This is a genomic window from Staphylococcus muscae (assembly GCF_003019275.1).
In the GTDB taxonomy this organism is placed as follows: Bacteria; Bacillota; Bacilli; order Staphylococcales; family Staphylococcaceae; genus Staphylococcus; species Staphylococcus muscae.
In genome coordinates, this window is record NZ_CP027848.1 from 697480 (window position 1) to 715976 (window position 18497).

General features: G+C 36.0%; 18 protein-coding genes. 3 read left to right on the plus strand and 15 right to left on the minus strand.

Features of this window, described 5'->3' with window-relative positions:
- Positions 1-85 precede the first annotated feature (85 nt).
- Positions 86-640 carry a recombinase family protein gene (locus tag C7J88_RS03330; protein WP_095118139.1) on the plus strand — a complete coding sequence of 185 codons (555 nt, stop codon included), beginning with the start codon at positions 86-88 and terminating at the stop codon, positions 638-640.
- Positions 641-814: 174 nt separating this feature from the next.
- Here the strand turns inward: C7J88_RS03330 and C7J88_RS03335 are convergent, their stop codons facing one another.
- Entirely contained in the window at positions 815-901 is an 87-nt protein-coding gene (locus tag C7J88_RS03335; RefSeq protein ID WP_157728717.1) for a type I toxin-antitoxin system Fst family toxin, read from the minus strand.
- Between the two features lie 310 nt (positions 902-1211).
- Between C7J88_RS03335 and C7J88_RS10755 the strand changes: the two genes are divergently transcribed.
- The gene (locus tag C7J88_RS10755; protein ID WP_371866992.1) at positions 1212-1589 is read left to right on the plus strand and encodes an ABC-2 family transporter protein; all 378 of its coding nucleotides are present in this window, start codon (positions 1212-1214) and stop codon (positions 1587-1589) included.
- A gap of 68 nt (positions 1590-1657) precedes the next feature.
- Here C7J88_RS10755 and C7J88_RS03345 read toward each other — a convergent pair whose 3' ends face one another.
- The 12 genes from C7J88_RS03345 to C7J88_RS03400 form a co-directional block, all read right to left on the minus strand.
- Complete coding sequence (locus tag C7J88_RS03345; protein WP_106904253.1) at positions 1658-2056, minus strand: P-loop NTPase family protein; 399 nt, start codon at positions 2054-2056, stop codon at positions 1658-1660.
- A 467-nt stretch (positions 2057-2523) separates the two neighbouring features.
- Positions 2524-4191, minus strand: coding sequence for a formate--tetrahydrofolate ligase (locus tag C7J88_RS03350; RefSeq protein WP_095117193.1), 1668 nt, complete (start codon positions 4189-4191; stop codon positions 2524-2526).
- Between the two features lie 247 nt (positions 4192-4438).
- Complete coding sequence (ccpA, locus tag C7J88_RS03355; protein ID WP_095117195.1) at positions 4439-5428, minus strand: catabolite control protein A; 990 nt, start codon at positions 5426-5428, stop codon at positions 4439-4441.
- Positions 5429-5618: 190 nt separating this feature from the next.
- Positions 5619-6710, minus strand: a complete 1092-nt coding sequence (locus C7J88_RS03360) for a bifunctional 3-deoxy-7-phosphoheptulonate synthase/chorismate mutase (RefSeq protein WP_095117197.1) — start codon at positions 6708-6710, stop codon at positions 5619-5621.
- Between the two features lie 197 nt (positions 6711-6907).
- A complete protein-coding gene (locus C7J88_RS10400) occupies positions 6908-8005 on the minus strand; it encodes a hypothetical protein (RefSeq protein ID WP_142380984.1) in 1098 nt (365 codons plus the stop codon).
- Between the two features lie 179 nt (positions 8006-8184).
- Positions 8185-8622, minus strand: a complete 438-nt coding sequence (locus C7J88_RS03370; RefSeq protein ID WP_095117199.1) for a DUF948 domain-containing protein — start codon at positions 8620-8622, stop codon at positions 8185-8187.
- A 75-nt stretch (positions 8623-8697) separates the two neighbouring features.
- Entirely contained in the window at positions 8698-10011 is a 1314-nt protein-coding gene (murC, locus tag C7J88_RS03375) for a UDP-N-acetylmuramate--L-alanine ligase (protein ID WP_095117201.1), read from the minus strand.
- Positions 10012-10034: 23 nt separating this feature from the next.
- Entirely contained in the window at positions 10035-13097 is a 3063-nt protein-coding gene (locus C7J88_RS03380) for a DNA translocase FtsK (protein WP_095117203.1), read from the minus strand.
- A gap of 17 nt (positions 13098-13114) precedes the next feature.
- The gene (ytpR, locus tag C7J88_RS03385) at positions 13115-13714 is read right to left on the minus strand and encodes a YtpR family tRNA-binding protein (RefSeq protein ID WP_095117205.1); all 600 of its coding nucleotides are present in this window, start codon (positions 13712-13714) and stop codon (positions 13115-13117) included.
- Positions 13715-13725: 11 nt separating this feature from the next.
- A complete protein-coding gene (locus tag C7J88_RS03390) occupies positions 13726-14586 on the minus strand; it encodes a DUF1444 domain-containing protein (RefSeq protein ID WP_095117207.1) in 861 nt (286 codons plus the stop codon).
- Positions 14587-14868: 282 nt separating this feature from the next.
- Positions 14869-15177, minus strand: coding sequence for a thioredoxin family protein (locus C7J88_RS03395; protein WP_095117209.1), 309 nt, complete (start codon positions 15175-15177; stop codon positions 14869-14871).
- A gap of 20 nt (positions 15178-15197) precedes the next feature.
- Positions 15198-16268 (minus strand): M42 family metallopeptidase, encoded by a 1071-nt coding sequence (locus tag C7J88_RS03400; RefSeq protein WP_095117211.1) that lies wholly within the window; start codon positions 16266-16268, stop codon positions 15198-15200.
- 127 nt (positions 16269-16395) lie between these two features.
- Between C7J88_RS03400 and C7J88_RS03405 the strand changes: the two genes are divergently transcribed.
- Positions 16396-16686, plus strand: coding sequence for a hypothetical protein (locus tag C7J88_RS03405; RefSeq protein WP_095118141.1), 291 nt, complete (start codon positions 16396-16398; stop codon positions 16684-16686).
- 82 nt (positions 16687-16768) lie between these two features.
- On the opposite strand, the gene C7J88_RS03410 is transcribed toward C7J88_RS03405, so the two are convergent.
- Both C7J88_RS03410 and trmB read right to left on the minus strand, forming a co-directional pair.
- Positions 16769-17602, minus strand: a complete 834-nt coding sequence (locus C7J88_RS03410; protein ID WP_095117213.1) for a YtnP family quorum-quenching lactonase — start codon at positions 17600-17602, stop codon at positions 16769-16771.
- 237 nt (positions 17603-17839) lie between these two features.
- On the minus strand, positions 17840-18490 hold the full coding sequence (trmB, locus tag C7J88_RS03415; protein WP_095117214.1) for a tRNA (guanosine(46)-N7)-methyltransferase TrmB: 651 nt from the start codon (positions 18488-18490) through the stop codon (positions 17840-17842).
- Positions 18491-18497: the final 7 nt, after the last annotated feature.

An 18497-nucleotide genomic window follows, 5' to 3' on the forward strand; every position in this document is an offset into this window, starting at 1 on the left:
TGTTATAATTATCAAAAATTATGAGTTTTAATAATTCGTAAAGTGCTTTCATTTACATTGAGATGTTATTATGGAAGAGAAAGCTATGGCAATAGTTGGTTATGCACGTGTGTCAACACAAGATCAAAAACTAGATAGTCAAATTGATGCATTAAAAGAATATGGATGTACTAAAATATTCAGTGAAAAAGTAAGTGGCAAAAAATTCAAAAGAACAGAACTTGATAAATGCCTTGAATATTTGAGAGAAGGAGATACACTTGTTATTTATAAGCTTGACCGTCTAGGCAGAACTACCACGCAATTAATAGAACTGTCTCAGTGGCTTGAAGATAATCATATTGAACTTCAAATTATTAATATGAATATCAATACAAAAGATGCTATGGGAAAAATGTTTTTTACAATGATGAGTGCATTTGCCGAATTAGAGGCTAATTTATTGAGTGAAAGAACTAAGAAAGGACTTGCAGCTGCAAGAGCTAGAGGTCGCAAAGGAGGCAGACCATCACTCCCAGATTATAAAAAACGAGAAATCAATTTCTTATATGATGAACAGAAACTTACAGGGGAAGAAATTGCTCAGCAAACTGGTGTTAGTCGATCTACGGTTTATCGCGTTATAAACGAGAGAAAATAATTTAAAATGATACGTTGCTTAATAAGGGACACAAGAAGCTTTTAGTTTAATGTATCATTTGTTTGCAAAGTGGATTTATGATGATATAATGTACTTAACAAGGATAACTGCATAAATGCACCAATCCCCTCACTATTGCGAGTAGTGAGGGGATTTTTAGTGCAGCTAAGTCGCTTATTTTTTATTACGCTTGCTTAGCCAATGCGAAAATAGCGTAATAACACATCCACTGACAATAGTAACAGTCAGTTGTACAAGGATTTCCTACATAAATTAACACCTCCTCTCAAAGTCTATTTGACGCTTTGAGAGATAAGCGACCTCTTTATTATAGCATTTGATTTCCTCTTTTCTAATCTTTAAAAAGAATAATATCAAGACAAGAAGAAACTCGTTTTCAACTCGTTTCAAAAACCGAAATGAGCGTACCAAATCTGTCACACCCATTTAATCTATTTCAAAACATGCACTATAAACTTGACCAACACTAAAGAAACCAATTGCAGCAGATAATGCTTGGGGTCCTGCAGCACTTCCCGCTGTCTTCATATATTTAATTAGTGTTTCAACAATTAATTTTACATTATTTGATTATTTATTATTAATTATCATGATACTTTCAAGTACCATAATCTTTTTTTGCCTATATATAATTTATGGGGGGCTTTGTTTTTTTACTTTAAATAAAATTGAAGTTTTTACAATTTTGACTCAAGGCTCTAGAGAATTTGGGAAGTATCCCATAGATGCTTATGGCGAATTAGTTTTGAAATTTTCAACATATATTGTTCCGTATGCACTAGTGCAATACTACCCTTTTATACACTTGATGGGGAGAAGTGACAATTTTAATTACATTTTTTATCCAGTTTTCTCTTTCCTTTTCATTATACCTACTGTTATTATTTGGAAAATAGGGGTTGTTAATTATAATTCATCTGGCTCATAATTTGTATTTTTATAATTTTAACTTTCCTTTCGTAAAGCGTTTTCATTCGGTTGATATTTCTCTTTAATTTATTCTGAAATTTGAAATTCCATATAAGCAATTGCACTAGGGACTTTAGTGTCTCTGCTTTTTGCTTTTATTCTTCTTTCTAAAAATATAACGTTTAATAATGCGATACCCCTTACTAAGGAGTTTGTATTTAAAATTAATATCTTATCTGCTTGTGATAAGCTATCATAAACCCAGTCAATATAAACTCCTTCAATAACCCAGTTTTCATTATTTTCTATGAATTTTTTCAAAGCATACTGTCTAACTTCTACAGAATTGATTTTAGTATATTTTCCATTTCTCTGATCCCAAAATATACTATCTAAATCTAGATATTTTAATTTATATCTTCTTGAATACTCTAAACCTAGAGTTGTTTTTCCACTTCCTGGTCCCCCATAAATATGTAACTTCACCTTTACACTCCTATTCTATATAATCCTTTTATAGTTTTCTTTACCTTTTAAGTATCGTTTGTCTACATTACTTTGTGTACCTCTCACATCATTTCGCCTAATATAGCATATTTTGAAGTAGTCATTACTATTGTATTTTCCCTTTAAATTTAGATTACTTCAACTTTAATAAAATAACAAAGATGATCTAGGTCGTTCAAAATTGATTTCACAAAGTAAATTGTTCAGGCAACCAAAAATAAGTTGAACCTCTATTTGTTTCGTTTACAAACATTGATTTAGGAACTTTCTTATAATTTTTATGGTCTAACGCCCATCTTATTTGTGTACGTCCTAAATTTAATATTTCTCCAAAACTATTGAGGGAAAGTGACTTTAAAATAACCCTATAGACTGACACTCTTTTTTTAGTGTCTAATCTATAGGGCCCATTTTAATCAGTGTATCGCTCCTTTAATATATTTATATTAGAATAAACCGATTGCATGTCCATCTTCTGTGACATCCATTTTAAGTGCCGCTGGTTGTTTTGGCAACCCAGGCATTGTCATGATTGCTCCAGTTAATGCAACAATGAATCCTGCACCAGTTTTTGCTTCAAGTTCTCGAATTGTTATCTCGAAATCTGACGGTGCACCCAATTTAGTTTGGTCATCTGAGAATGAATACTGCGTTTTTGCCATACAGATTGGGAAATGATCCCATCCGTTGTCTTTGAATTGTTTCAATTGTTTTTGTGCTTTTGAAGTGAATGTCACTTTTGAACCACCGTAAATCTCTTTAACAATTGTTTCAATTTTTTCCTCTAAAGGTTGTTCCAGTTCATATAAATGTTTGAACGTTTGTGGCTGTTCTACAACTTCAAGTACTTTTTTCGCTAAGTCAACGCCACCTGCGCCACCTTTTTCCCATACTTCTGTTAATGAAAGATGTACATTGTTTTCTTTCGCCCATTGTTGTACAGCTTCAAATTCTGCATCTGTATCATGAATGAAAGCATTCAAAGCAATGACTGGTTCTACGCCGAATTTACGAATATTATTAACGTGACGGTCTAAGTTGGCAATCCCCGCTTTAACCGCTTCAACATTCTCTTCTTTTAAGTTATCTTTTGCGATACCACCGTGCATTTTAAGCGCACGAATTGTCGCCACAAGTACGACGGCATCAGGTTCAAAATCGGCTTTGCGTGCTTTAATATCAATAAACTTCTCAGCACCTAAATCAGAACCGAATCCTGCTTCTGTCACAACGATATCAGCAAGATCACGAGCTGTTTCTGTCGCAATAATTGAGTTACATCCGTGTGCGATATTGGCAAATGGTCCACCGTGAATTAAGGCAGGTGTCCCTTCCATTGTTTGAACTAAGTTTGGCTTAATTGCGTCTTTAAGAATCATCGCAAGTGCCCCTTCAACCCCTAAATCTTTAACAGTAACAGGTTGACGGTCACGTGTGTAGCCGATTGTAATTTTAGCAATGCTTGCTTTCAAGTCCATGATATCTGTACTCAAACATAAGATAGCCATGATTTCAGAAGCTACTGTAATATTAAATCCATCTTCACGTGGTACACCTTGTGTTGGTCCACCAAGGCCTACAACTACTTGACGTAATGCACGATCGTTCATGTCTAACACACGCTTCCATTCAATACGTCTTTGATCGATGCCTAAAGCGTTTCCTTGATGAATATGATTGTCTATAAATGCAGATAATGCATTATTTGCTGTTGTAATCGCATGAAAGTCACCGTTAAAATGCAAATTAATATCTTCCATTGGCAATACTTGTGCGTAGCCACCGCCAGTTGCGCCACCTTTTATACCAAAAGTTGGTCCGAGTGCAGGTTCACGTAAAGCAACCATAACATTTTGGTCGATATGCTGGAATGCATCTGCCAATCCAACTGTCACTGTTGATTTCCCTTCTCCTGCTGGTGTTGGGCTCATCGCTGTTACAAGTACGACCTTCCCTTTTTTGCCCTTCGTTTGGATCTTAGAAATATCAATTTTTGCTTTGTAATGTCCATATTGCTCTAAAGCTTCTTCAGCAATTCCAGCTTTATCAGCAATCTCTTTAATTGGTTTAAGCGTTGCTTGATTAGCAATTTCTAAATCTGATAAATGACTCACAATATTCAGCCCCTTAATTCATCTTTTAGATATGTGTAAACATTCGAAATTTTACATGTCTATCTACTTCATATAATAGCGAACTACTTGTAAATTGTCGAATAATAATTGTATATATGAAAGAGTTAGATATCTTTTTTCTAAGCGTTTTCATTATCTGACATCAGCCATATACAAAATTATGTTAAATAATCTTTGGCATAAAAAAACAATGCTGCCAAAGAGCATGCATTGTTCTTCAAATCTATTATTTTGTCGTACCTCTATAACGAATTGTATGTGGTAACGTTACATTTTGTTCCGTAATTTCCTCTTTATTCATATATTTTGTTAGCAATCTCATGCCCACTGCACCGATATCATATAATGGTTGAATAACACTTGATAACTGCGGACGTACCATTTCCACAAGTCGCGTATTATTAAAGCTTACCACTTGGATATCTTCTGGAACGCTCAAGCCATTATCTAATGCACCATGTACGACACCAATCGCTTGTTCATCACTAATAGACAATACAGCGTCTGGTTGATGATCTTTGATTACTTCGAATGCACGTAGACCATCTTGGTATGTTTCATTACCTACATAGACAAGATGCTCATCCACTGAAAGCCCATGTTTTTGTAATGTATTTTTCAATCCTTTTGCAACTTCTTCTTGTGCAACTTTAGAATATCCGCCGCCGATATAAGCAAACTTCTTCGCACCTGAATCCAATAATCTTTCTGTCACTTCTTCACTTGCTTTCACAAAGTCAATATTCACAGAAGCAACATCGGCCTCTTTACCATTTGTTCCTGAAACAACAACTGGAATAGATGCTTTTTTTATTTGTTCTTGAATCTCTTCTGTAATCGTACCACCCAAAAAGATGATGCCGTCTACTTGTTTACTTAATAGATTATTAAAAATTTCTCCTTCTTTTTTCGGATCATCATCGGAGTTTGAAATAATTGTATGATATTTATACATTGTCGCAATGTCTTCAATACCGCGTGCCAACTCTGAATAATAGATATTTGAAATATCTGGTATAATAACCCCTACTGTTGTTGTACGTTTACTTGCCAACCCTCTTGCGACTGCATTAGGACGATAGTTTAATCGTTGAATTACTTCATTTACTTTATTACGTGTTGCTGGCTTTACGTTCTGGTTGCCATTTACGACACGTGAGACAGTTGCCATCGAAACGTTCGCTTCACGCGCAACATCATATATTGTGACTGTCATTATTTTTTGCCTCCTTGTAAGCGCTATCTACATTATTATAATCTGTTTTCATACTATTTTCAAAGTTTAACACAATCTTTTAAATGATAAAATATAAAACGCTTTCTTGTCAAATTTTTGTCACTAATATTTCCGCAATAATAAAACACAATGAAATCTTTTTGGACTTCATTGTGTAATCATTTATTAATTATTTTAATTTTTTCTCATTGTACATTTCAGATAATGGTTTGATTTCATTGTAGAAAGTATTAAATTCGTTCAAGTCCATCTGTTGACCACTATCACTTAGTGCAACGGATGGTTCTGGATGCACTTCGGCCATCACACCGTCTGCCCCAATCGCTAAGGCTGCTTTTGCTGCCGGTAACATAATGTCTTTACGTCCTGTACTATGCGTCACATCGACAAGTACAGGAAGATGTGTCCCTTGTTTCAAAATAGGAACAGCAGAAATGTCTAATGTATTACGTGTTGCTTTTTCATATGTTCTGATACCACGTTCACACAAAATAATATTTTGGTTCCCTTGAGATGCGATATATTCCGCAGCGTAAATGAATTCTTCAATCGTTGCACTTAAACCACGCTTCAATAAGATTGGTTTATTTGTACGACCTGCTTCTTTTAGTAACTCAAAGTTTTGCATGTTACGTGCCCCGATTTGAAAGACGTCTAGATAATCATCTGCAAGCGCAAAATGGTTAGGGTGGACGATCTCACTTACGACATTTAAATCATACTTATCTTTTACTTGTTTTAAGATTTTTAAGCCTTCTTCTCCGAGACCTTGAAAATCATACGGAGATGTTCTAGGTTTGAATGCACCACCGCGAATAAACTTTTCGCCTTTTGCATGTAAATCTTTAGCTACTGCTTCCACTTGTTCATAAGATTCAACAGAACATGGTCCGAAGACGAAAGATTTGTGTCCTTCACCAATTAAGCCACCATTATTGAATTGCACAATCGTATCTTCTGGCTTTAATTTACGGGAAACATATAAATGTTTTTCATTGTCAGATTTTTGTAAATCAGTTGATGCTTTAAAGATTTCTTTAAACAACTGTTTAATGACATTATCGTTAAATGGTCCTTGGTTTTTATCAATCAAAGTATTCAACATTTCTTTTTCACGTTGCGGATCATAAATCACGGTACTTTGTTTTCTTTTCTCTTCACCAATTTTTTGAGCTAAATGCCCTCTTTTTGAGAGCAACTCAAGTATTTGATCATTGATTTCTTCAATCTCTGCTCTGTATTCTTCTAATTTATTTGTCATATTTGTCACCTCAACGGAATTCTTATATACTTTAAAGCGATAAAACACCTTATTAGATATTAAGTATCTTAACAGTTCTATCACGCTTTTGCAACCTTTGAACTTGATATTTATTTAATTTTTAGAAAATTCATTTAAAAAGCTATCGTCACTCCCCCTTGATTTGGAAGTGACGATAGCCTTCAGTTATTTATCAATTAGTTCTTAAATGTATGCTTCTCAACTTTGCTATTTCGTTTTTGCGTTTTTGCTTTGTTAGTTTTTGTTTTCTTAACATTTGTTGTACGTTTTTTAGGTGTGTTTTTAGATTGTTTTTTCGGTTTTGGTGCAGCTTCATGCGTAATAACACCATTTTCAAATCTTGCTTCACGATTTGTTTGTTTATTGCGTTGAACTGCATCTTTACCCTTTGGCTGTGAAGCTTTCTTTGTTTGTGCTGCTTTCTTTTGTTCTACTTTATCAGTTTTTTCTTCTACTTTTACTGGTTTATCGACAGCCATTGCTTGTCTCATTGCTGCTAGTGATGAAACTGATACTTCTTCTTTTGCTTTTGGTTCTACTTTATCAGTTTTTTCTTCTACTTTTACTGGTTTATCGACAGCCATCGCTTGTCTCATTGCTGCTAATGATGAGATTGATGCTTCTTCTTTTGCTTTTGGTTCTACTTTATCAGTTTTTTCTTCTACTTTTACTGGTTTATCGACAGCCATCGCTTGTCTCATTGCTGCTAGTGATGAGATTGATGCTTCTTCTTTTGCTTTTGGTTCTACTTTCTCAACTTTTTCTTCTACTTTTGTAGTTTCTTTTTCGGTCACTTCTGAGACAGACGCATTGGTTGTCATTACATTTTGACGTGACTTTAATTGTGCTAAATCAACCGGCTTATCTTTCTTTGTACTGAAATGATAAGTTGAAGCAGTCGGTGCTTCTAGTTTGTCACGATCAATTTCTTGTTTGATTGCACGTTGTTGTGCTCCAAGTTGTTGTGCAGTAGGTTCTTCTGTTTTCTTGTTCAGTGCCTGGTTTTTAATTTGCTGTGCTTTTTCTTTGATTTCATCTGCTTTTCTTAATGCTTCTTCTCGAATTTTTTGAGATTGTTTATCAATATTTGTTAATTCGTGCTCTTGTGTATAGTCGATTGCATGATTAACAAAAGGTTTAATGGCATACCCTACCGCACTTCCAATCAATGTGCCTGCTATAAAACTAAGTGCAAAATCCATGTTATTAGTTTGTTTATGTTGTACGTGTCGTTCTTGATTAATTGAATTTACCGTTTCATTTTTCTTTTCCATCTTGCTGTCCTCCTCAACTACTACATTATAAAAGTCTTGATCACGACGAAGTAATGAATTTTTTATTTAAAAATTCTATCACATGTCCTACTTAAGTATAGAATAGCACCTTTTCATATTAAAAAAAATAGGGTTGCATACAAATATTGTATCAACCCTACACTTCTGATATTTAAACTTTATTTTTTCGCGATATGATCTCTACGGTTTTGTCTATTTTGCCACTTGTCAGCAATTTCCATTGCAACATTTGACCATTGTACAACTTGAGAAATCTTATCTTCATTTTGAGAAATATTATGTGTGATCGAATGTGTCACACGATCAACTGAACCATTCAATGTTTGAACTGAATCACCAATACCTTTAACAGCTACAACAACAGAGTTTAAGCTGTCTGCTTTACCTTGGATATCCTCAGTTAAACGATTGGCTTTGTGTAATAAGTCTGTTGACTCACGTGTAATACCTTGGATTTGTCCTTCTACACCATCAAGTGTTTTTGCTACATGATCTAAGTTCTTTTTGACAGATACTAATACTGCAACAATGCCGATACATAAAATTAAAAATGCGATTGCTGCAATAATTCCTGCGATTGGTAAAATCCATTCCATTCGAAAACGCCTCCTAATGACATTTAATTATGCTATTTATTTTATATAATTACCCGTCCTTGTCAAGGTCAAACATTAAAAAACGGGGTCGATCCCTATTTCTTCCATATATGCTTTTAATACCTTTTGAATATCTCCAGCACCCATAAATAACAAGACAGCATTATCATGTTTCTTCAAAACAGATACATCAGCTTCAGAAATCAATTGTCCATTGTCAACAAGTGCTAACAAATCATTAATCGTTAGCTCCCCTGAATTTTCACGAATTGACCCGAAAATATCGCATAAGTACGTTTCATCTGCAAGATTCAAAACATCTGCAAATTCTTGCAAAAATGCTTTTGTTCTAGAGAAAGTATGCGGTTGGAATATCGCAACAACTTCTTTGTTTGGATATTTCTTTCTTGCTGTTTCAATCGTTGCACTGACTTCTCTCGGATGATGTGCATAATCATCTACAAGGACTTGTTGATGAACAACTGTCTCATTGAAACGACGTTTAACACCACCAAATGTAATTAAAGCATCCTTAATATTATCAACATCTAACTGTTCTAAATATACGATTGTTAAGACAGCTAAAGTATTTAATATTGTATGATCACCATATTGTGGAGATACGAAATGATCAAAGAATTTTCCTTTTACATAAACGTCAAATTCTGTCCCTTTATCTGTTATTTTAACATTTTTTGCATAAACATCCATTGATTCATCAAAACCATAATAATAAACAGGGACATCCACATTAATTGACTTCACATATGGATCATCTCCCCAAGCGATTAATGCTTTTTTGACATTTTTTGCCATACCTTGAAAGGCATCAATCACATCATGAACATCTTTGAAATAATCTGGATGATCAAAATCAATATTTGTAATAATTGCATAGTCCGGTGCATAACTTAAGAAATGACGACGATATTCACAAGCCTCAAAAGCAAAATATTCACTTTGTGGCAAGCCCATTCCTGTACCGTCACCGATTAAAAATGATGTTTTCTTATCTCCATTCATCACATGTGATAATAAACCTGTTGTTGAAGTTTTACCATGTGCACCTGTTACAGCCACTGATGTATACTGGTTGGCTACTTCACTTAAAAAGTCGTGGTAGCGTATTACTTTAAGTCCGAGTTCATGTGCTCGAGCGATTTCTTCATGTGTATCAGCGAAAGCATTCCCCTGTACTACGGTTAACCCCTCTGTAATATTATCTGCTGTGAAAGGTAAAATCGTAATCCCTTTGTTTTTTAATGCGATTTCCGTAAATACATACTGTTCGATATCAGAACCTTGTACTTCATGACCTAAATCAAATAAGATTTGAGCCAATGAACTCATACCAGATCCTTTAATACCAACAAAATGATATTTCGTCATGACACAATCGCTCCTTTCCTGTTTTATAGTTCACTTAATTCAGATTCTGTTAGATACACATCTCTCGGTTTTGATCCATTTGCACCAGAAATGTAACCTAATTGTTCTAATTGATCAATAATGCGTGCTGCTCGGTTATACCCAATTTGAAAATGTCGTTGAATTAATGATGTTGAAATATTTTGCTCACGCACCATAAACTCACAAACTTCATCAAATAGTTCATCTTTTACAGGTGCTTCTGTTTTTTTCAACAACTCTTGTTCTTGAAATAGGTATTCAGGGCCGCGCTGTGCTTTGATAGCATCTACAACGCGATCGATTTCTTCATCGGATACAAACGTACCTTGAACTCGTATTGGCTTATTCATACCGCCACCGAGATATAACATATCACCGTAACCAAGTAATCGTTCAGCACCACCACTATCTAATATCGTTCTTGAATCCACACTCGATGATACCATAAAAGCAATTCTTGTAGGAATATTTGCTTTTATTAAGCCTGTTATGACATTTACGGATGGACGTTGTGTTGCGACTAACATATGGATACCACAAGCACGTGCTTTTTGTGCAAGACGTGCAATTGATTGCTCAACTTCTTGTGGTGCCATCATCATTAAATCAGCTAATTCATCAATGACGATAACAATTTTAGGAATACGTTGATCGTAACCCACCTTTTTATTAAAAGCTGTAATATTGCGTACATGCGTTTGTGCAAAAAGCTTATAACGTCTTTCCATTTCGTCAACAGCCCATTTTAAACTTTGTGTTGCAGCTTTAACATCTGTAATGACTGGCGCTACGAGATGCGGCAAGTCATTGTACGGTGCTAATTCTACCATCTTAGGATCAATTAATAGCAGTTTCAGTTCTTCAGGATGATTTCGATATAATAATGAAACCAAAATACTGTTAATAGATACTGATTTCCCTGAACCAGTAGCTCCCGCGATTAAGGCATGCGGTGTTTTAGCTATATCCATCAATAAAGGTTCATTATTAATACGATTCCCCATAGCGACAGTTAGTTTTGATGATGCATTTTTAAAGCTTTCCGATTCAATTATTGCGCGCAAATTGACTTTCATCGGATTCTGATTCGGCACTTCAATTCCGACAAGACTCGTACCAGGAATCGGTGCTTCGATACGAATATCTTTTGCAGCAAGCGCCATTTTAATGTCATCTTGTAAGGCTGTAATCCGTGACACTTTAACACCTTTTTCTACTGACAATTCAAAGCGTGTCACACTCGGGCCTTCGATGACATTGACTACTTCTGCTGGTACATTGAAATAATAAAATGCATCGTTCAGCTCTTGCTTCTTCTCAGCAATCCATGTTTCATCACGTTCATGAACTTCTGGTGCATCTAATAAATCAAGGTTCGGCAAGTGAATCATCGGGCCACGACGAATCTTTTTCTCTCCTTGTGGTGTATCTTGTTCTGTTTTTGCTTGTACTGAAGTTGTATCAACAATTTCCGGACTAGATATACGTTCAGAGCTCTGTTGTTTCATTTCATGTGACTGCGTCTGTCCAACTTGATTACGATTCACACTATTGATCGCTTCTTTTTGGCGTTCCATATGCCTTTTTTTGTCGGATGGTGTCATCAAAACATTAAACGGTTTCGTATTACGACGAATTGGTTTCGCAGATGTTTCTTTATCCACAGATGTTTTTTCTGTTAAATCATCTGTTTCGTCTAATGATTGATTTACCCCACCATCTAAAGGTTTCTCAAGTTCATTCGAATCATTTATAGACTCATTGGTAATTTGCTCATCTGTCACTGCTTCCAAATCTTCTGTCACCGCTACATCATCATCTACTTTTGACATAGTTGGTTTCAACACAGGTGGACTGATCGTTTGCTTCTTAGGTGTTGAGGTCGTCTCTGGTTTGTCTTGCATAACAGCAGCATCTTCATCTACCGCTTCAGTATGCCCATCAATTAGCGTCGTTTCATCCAGTTCATGAGTAGATTCAATGTCTGACTCTTTCACATCTTCTAAGTGTTTTTCTTGTGGTACATCACCATTATCGTCAGATGTGTATTTTGATAAATCTACTTCTTCATAGTGATATTGTTCTGTATCTTCATCCGAATGTTGCGTTTCAAGTGTTGCGTCTTTGTTCTCTGTCACGTCTGACGCATCTTCCAGCTCTAACTCTTCAACATCATCTGCATCGTAGTCCGCACCCAACAATTGCTTCGCTTGTTGCGCATGCATTTCATCAATCGCTCTTTGTATGTCAAAACCTTCTTCTTGTTGTTGTGCTGCTCTTTTCTTTTCCAATGAGGCTTTAAAGCGTTTTTTCTGTAATGCTTTTTTCTCACGCTCTCGTCGAATCTCTTCTACAATTTGAGAGGCGTAAATATTTTCAATATTGATTGTATTGTCTCGTTTGGAATAGTTTGGTGTCTCTTTTTTAACACGTTGTTTCTGATATGATGTATGATGGGTTGATGCCTTTCGTCTATCCACTCCCAACCGATCTTCACGCTTGTCTCCCTGAGTATGTAATGGTTGTTTTAACCCACTATTCTTAATCTCACGTGGTTCCTTTGTACCAAATATGGCAGAAGGAACTTCTGATGCTCTAAACTCAGGTCGATGATATGAAGGGCGAATCTCCTGTTTTCGCGTACTATCTCGTTCTCCAGTAGCACGATATGATGTGGTTTGACGACGGTGATACCCTGACGATGATGAATTGTATGGTGACTGTTGTTGTTTAGGCTTTGACTCAGTTTCATGATAAATGCGTACACTGCTACGATGTCTTCTTTGTGTTCTGTCTAACGAATAAGAAGGTCGTTGTGCAGTAACGTTATTTTCATAGTTTTGAGCAGATGTCTCTTCCCAATTCACTTCATCATTACGTACTGCTTCATCGTGCATATCAATTGGAAAGCGAAACTTCCCTCTCGGTCGTTGATAGATATCATTCGTCTGACGGATCAAACCATCGGATTCTTCTTTTTTTGTTGGGTGTTGTGAACGATTTTGGCGTGAACGACCCGTCGTCGCCTTATCTTCTTCGCCAAATAATTTATCAAACCAGCTCATTGGTTTACACCCTCTCCTTATTCTTCAAAAAATGCTTGTCCCACTTGATACGAATCTTCTAAAACCATAATACCTTTTTCTTGTGGAGCATTTGGTAAATTGAGTTCTTTCATCGAGCATACCATGCCGCTTGATGGTACACCACGAAGTTCAGCGTCCTTTATAATCATACCACTCGGCATGACTGCACCAACTTTTGCAACAACTACTTTTTGTCCTTGCTCAATGTTCGGTGCACCACAAACAATTTGTAACACTTCAGTTCCAACATCAATTTTACAAACGCTCAACTTATCAGCATTTGGATGCTTTTCCTTTTCTTGTACATAACCCACTACGAATTTCGGTGTTAAGTCCACTTCTAATTTCGTGTCAATACCCGCATTTTTAACAGCAGATTGAATTTTCGATAATAGATCATCTGTCAATTTAATATGTCCAGTTCCTTGAATATCAAGTGACTGTGCAGCATTGAAAATATTAAAACCGACAACTTGATCGTCCTTCTTAATTGTAACAATATCATTTGTTTTTTCGTATTCATATGGTCCTTCTACAACTTCTAATTGTACAAATGCTACATCGCCAACACCTGTTGGATTATAAAATAAATTCATATTTTTCTCTCCTAGTCTTCCGTTTTTAAGTCTTTTGTCGCACGTAAATGCTGAACTACGTTAGGCATATCCGCCGACTTCTGTTTATTGTTTTTACCGAGTATAAAGATGGGCTCAAACTTACCATCTTGATAACTCAATGACAGAGATGTTATCGGTACGAGACCATTCGTAAAGAATGACATTGTCATATGTGCCATCACATCATATCCTGTATGATTGCGAATATCTGCAATGATAAGTACATCTTGATGAGGAACGGCAACTAACATCTCACCTTCACATTTTTCTTCAAATGACGCTAATAACTGCTTATTTAAAATACGACTGGCATCATAACCATCGTTCGTATTAAAGAAATAAAATATATTGCCTTTTACCTCATCCGTTTTATAATTAATCTCCAGTTTACGAACATTAAACGTTGCCATTTCACGCACTTGCTGTACTGTCAGATTCAGTTCTTTTAACACCTTTTCATCTATGAGACGGTAGGACTTACCGAGATCCAAAGCATAATAAATGCGTGTTTCAGCAGTATGTTCATCTGTCACAAATGGATGACCTTCTGATGTTTTTTCATGAAAACTCGTCGAACGAATGACTGGTAAAATTTTAATCTCGTTCAGTGTCTTTGTAGACTCGTCTTGCATTTGCGCAATTGTCTCTTCAACATAATAAATAATTTCATCAACAATTTGCTGCTCACCCTTATTATATTTGGCAACAATGGGAGACAATTTTACAGTGACACCTTTTTGATTATCAGTTCGGTAGATTCTTAGTGATTCCTTGTCACGATTGAATTGGTAAGCAACTTCTAAATGATCCAATCGTGTTTTTAATAAATCTCTCATTTTAAAGACATTCATTTTTTCACTCCTAATTCCATGCCTTATATTAGTTTACAATAAATATACCCTTAGGACTAGAAAAAACGTACGTCCTAAGGGTTGAAATCTTGTGCTATTTCGGTAACTTTACATCATGATGTAAACCATAACTACATACATACTGTGTTTATCTTATTCTCAATTAAGATCATTTGAACAAAATGAATTTTTGTTGACAATTATCCCGAAAAATCTGATTTTAAGTCAACTCTTATCAACTGTTCAGAACGTAACTCTGTATGCTGATTTTTAATGCTTGATTTAGAACTGGCTTAAAAATGTATCGATTTGCTCGATTGTTTTGCGTTCTTTTCCAATATAGTCACCGACACGCTCACCTTTTTTGTATACGAGAAAACTTGGAATACCCATGACACCTTCTTCAATTGCCAAATCAATAAATTGATCGCGATCCACTAATACAAAATCAAACTGTGCGTATTTTGCTTCGATGTCTGGTAATCCCGGTTCAATGACACGACAATCAGGACACCAATCTGCTGAGAATAAGAAGACTGTTTCTCCTTGTTTATATGACGCATATTGTTCTGTTGTTTCAAGTTTTTTCATGTCATACACACTCCTTAATATTATATTTCATATTGTAACTTCGTAATCACTTGTTCGTCCAATGTTTGAACTGATTCAATGAGCCATGTTCTTGCCGCTTCATAATCACGAATATCGAATACTGCATCATTACTATGAATATAACGTGCACATACACCTATGACTGCTGTTGGTACACCGATGCCTGATTGATGAATTGCACCACCGTCTGTCCCACCCGGTGAAATATAATGCTGATATTTGATAGCATGCTTTTCTGCAACTTCCATTAAAAATTGCTTGAAAGCGGGTTTCAATAACATCGTGCCGTCTTTAATACGTAATAGTGCGCCATCACCAAGTACACCCGAAAGCCCTTGACGTCCTTTCATATCATTAGCAGGTGAACAATCGACAACGAAGGCAACATCAGGTTCAATCAAGTTTGCAGCAACACGTGCGCCTCTTAAACCTACTTCTTCTTGTACATTCGCACCGACATATAGATCGAAATCTAAGTCGATATCCTTTAATTGTTCGAGAAGTTCTATTGCAATCACACAACCATATCGATTATCCCATGCTTTTGTTGCATAGCGATACTCTGACAATTGAATAAAATCAGTATGTGGTACAATGGGATCCCCTAATGAAACACCACGCTCATGTACTTCTTTATCAGAACTTGCACCAATATCTAATAGCAAATCTTCAATTTTGGGCGCCCCTTCTTGACCTGTTCTAAAGTGCTTCGGTATATTCGCAACGACGCCGATAACTTCTTCATCTCGTTGCGTTAAAACTTTTAAACGTTGCCCTTGCCAAATATCGTTGGCAACCCCACCTAAGGCTGTAAACTTAATAAAACCTTGTGAAGTTATCTCCGTAATCATAAAACCAATCTCATCCATATGAGCCGCAACCATCACACGTTGTGCATTTGGGTTCGCACTCTTTTTCACACCATAAAATCCACCCATACGATCATCGACAAATCCGTCAACATAAGGCGTCATCGCATGTTTCATATAATCTCTCACTCGATGCTCAAAGTTAGGTGCACCATGCATTTCAGTCAGTTTTTTTATATGTGCCATCGTACTTTCTGTCATAGACACGCCCTCCTCAATGTTTTCTGTAACGTTCTTACTTTAGTATAACATCTTAGCTGTGGTACACTATAATTATGTTTTCATGGGGGCGATGTAATTGAGAAATACAAAGAAAAAATGGCCGCTAATGATCCCAATCACTATTGGCATCATTATGACTGGTAGTTATTTTTATACTTTGAATAAAAACAAGCAAAACTATTATCCAGCAGAAAAAGTCATTGAATCTGTTAAAAGCTATTTTCAAAATGTAAGTGGTTCATATATCGTCTATGAACCAACACTTTATCGCAAGTTCGGCATTGAATATGAAGTATACAAAGGTGGCATTAGTACAACTCGTCAAGGCAAAGTCATGCACTATACATTTATTGCAGATGCTTATGATGGACAAGTCATCGATATCATCGAAGTATAACCAAATCATAAAACATAAAAGGACGTAAAGTGAAGCTGCATTGTCACATTCACTTTACGTCCTTTTAATTTGTCCTATATGATTAATGAAACTTTGGACGTTCTATCGTCTCTGTCATCGTCTTACCATCTATATCAAACTTTGCAGCAAAATACTTCATGTCATGATAAAACAAAAACCAATAGTCGTCCATTATATATTTTTTCGTTAAACGCTCCTTAGCACGAATTGATTGCATCGGAAAATCATCATAAGCTGATACCCATAATGGATTGACATGTGCCACAGTTGGAAAAATATCCGACATATGTACAGCCTTCTCACCGTCACTCTCAATCTCGATCACCGCATGACCAAAACTATGCCCCCCAGTATGCAACATCGTAATACCTGGATATGGTGTACATGACTTCTCAAACAAAATCGTACGCGCTTCATAATCTCCACGATTCGATCGCCAATAAGTTGCTTTACTTCGAATATTTGGACTTACAAACTCATGCCACTCGTCTTGTTGAATATAGTGCCGTGCATTTGGAAACGTTGAACGCCCTTCATCATCAACTAATCCTGTCGCATGATCAAAATGCATATGTGTCATGAGTACCATATCAATATCATCCACTGTTAAGTCAAATTGTGCCAAACTTTTTTCAATCGCCGCTTCTTGACCCACACCATAATTACGCATTTGTTTTTCAGTGAGACGCCCTTTTCCAATGCCCGCATCGATGACAATTCGACTGTCTTCTGTTCGAATCAACATCGGATGTGCAGCCAAAGGGACTTGGTTATTATCATTAAACGGATACTTCTTTGACCAAAGTGGTTTTGGTACCACACCAAAAATGGCACCCCCATCCATTTGTACATCGCCACCATTAAGTACATCTATTTCGAATTTGCCTATTTTCATAAGACATTCCCCCTTATTATGTCTATTTTATCCATTTAACAGCATTAGCTTCAAACAAAAAGAAAAAGACCTGGGATAGAAATCTTTTTCGCTATAAAAGATTTCGTTGTCCCCCCAGTAAGTGTGACTAAAAGATTTTTAAAACGCATTTTCACTTCAGACATCTACTGCGATTATATTTATTTCTACAACCAAAAAAGAGCTGAACACTATGTCTCAGCCCCTAATAACAGAACACTATGATTCAAGAGATGTGTGGAACTTGGCTTCCATACGATAAATGCGAGAACCCTTTTGTGAAAATTTGTGTTCATATTCAGTTTCTATATTATTCTCTGCATCTTCTTCATGCAGATTCAAATTGATTTTTGTAAAATACATGCCATATTGCGACATACTTTCTAAGCTATAAGCGAACAGTCCTCTATTGTCTGTTTTGAAATGTATTTCGCCCTCAGGATGTAGTATTTGATGGTAAATAGCCAAAAACGTACGATATGTAAGCCTTCTTTTGGCATGACGTGTCTTCGGCCATGGATCGGAAAAGTTTAAATAAATACGAGAAACTTCATCCGTTTCAAAGTAATCAGTTAAAACAACTGCATCGTTACATAAAAGCTTAATATTCGTTAACCCTTTATCTCTCACTTTGTCTAACACACGAATCATCACATTTTTATCACGTTCAATCGCAATGTAGTTAATGTGCGGGTTTTGTGCAGCAAGTGTCGTAATAAACTGACCCATTCCTGAACCGACTTCAATATGAATTGGGCGATCATTGCCGAACCACTTTGTTACAGATTTAGCATATTCACAATCAATATCAACAATCTCTGGGTGTTCACGTAAATAATCTTCTGCCCACGGCTTATGTCGCATTCTCATGATATAA

Excerpts from the sequence above, each read along its gene's own strand:
- trmB (WP_095117214.1), bottom strand. The coding sequence starts at position 18,490 with ATGAGAATGCGACATAAGCCGTGGGCAGAAGATTATTTACGTGAACAC.
- C7J88_RS10400 (WP_142380984.1), bottom strand. The coding sequence starts at position 8,005 with ATGGAAAAGAAAAATGAAACGGTAAATTCAATTAATCAAGAACGACAC.
- C7J88_RS03360 (WP_095117197.1), bottom strand. The coding sequence starts at position 6,710 with ATGACAAATAAATTAGAAGAATACAGAGCAGAGATTGAAGAAATCAAT.
- C7J88_RS03370 (WP_095117199.1), bottom strand. The coding sequence starts at position 8,622 with ATGGAATGGATTTTACCAATCGCAGGAATTATTGCAGCAATCGCATTT.
- C7J88_RS03400 (WP_095117211.1), bottom strand. The coding sequence starts at position 16,268 with ATGACAGAAAGTACGATGGCACATATAAAAAAACTGACTGAAATGCAT.
- C7J88_RS03395 (WP_095117209.1), bottom strand. The coding sequence starts at position 15,177 with ATGAAAAAACTTGAAACAACAGAACAATATGCGTCATATAAACAAGGA.
- ccpA (WP_095117195.1), bottom strand. The coding sequence starts at position 5,428 with ATGACAGTCACAATATATGATGTTGCGCGTGAAGCGAACGTTTCGATG.
- C7J88_RS03330 (WP_095118139.1), top strand. The coding sequence starts at position 86 with ATGGCAATAGTTGGTTATGCACGTGTGTCAACACAAGATCAAAAACTA.
- murC (WP_095117201.1), bottom strand. The coding sequence starts at position 10,011 with ATGACGAAATATCATTTTGTTGGTATTAAAGGATCTGGTATGAGTTCA.
- C7J88_RS03410 (WP_095117213.1), bottom strand. The coding sequence starts at position 17,602 with ATGAAAATAGGCAAATTCGAAATAGATGTACTTAATGGTGGCGATGTA.
- ytpR (WP_095117205.1), bottom strand. The coding sequence starts at position 13,714 with ATGAATTTATTTTATAATCCAACAGGTGTTGGCGATGTAGCATTTGTA.
- C7J88_RS03405 (WP_095118141.1), top strand. The coding sequence starts at position 16,396 with ATGATCCCAATCACTATTGGCATCATTATGACTGGTAGTTATTTTTAT.
- C7J88_RS03390 (WP_095117207.1), bottom strand. The coding sequence starts at position 14,586 with ATGAATGTCTTTAAAATGAGAGATTTATTAAAAACACGATTGGATCAT.
- C7J88_RS03380 (WP_095117203.1), bottom strand. The coding sequence starts at position 13,097 with ATGAGCTGGTTTGATAAATTATTTGGCGAAGAAGATAAGGCGACGACG.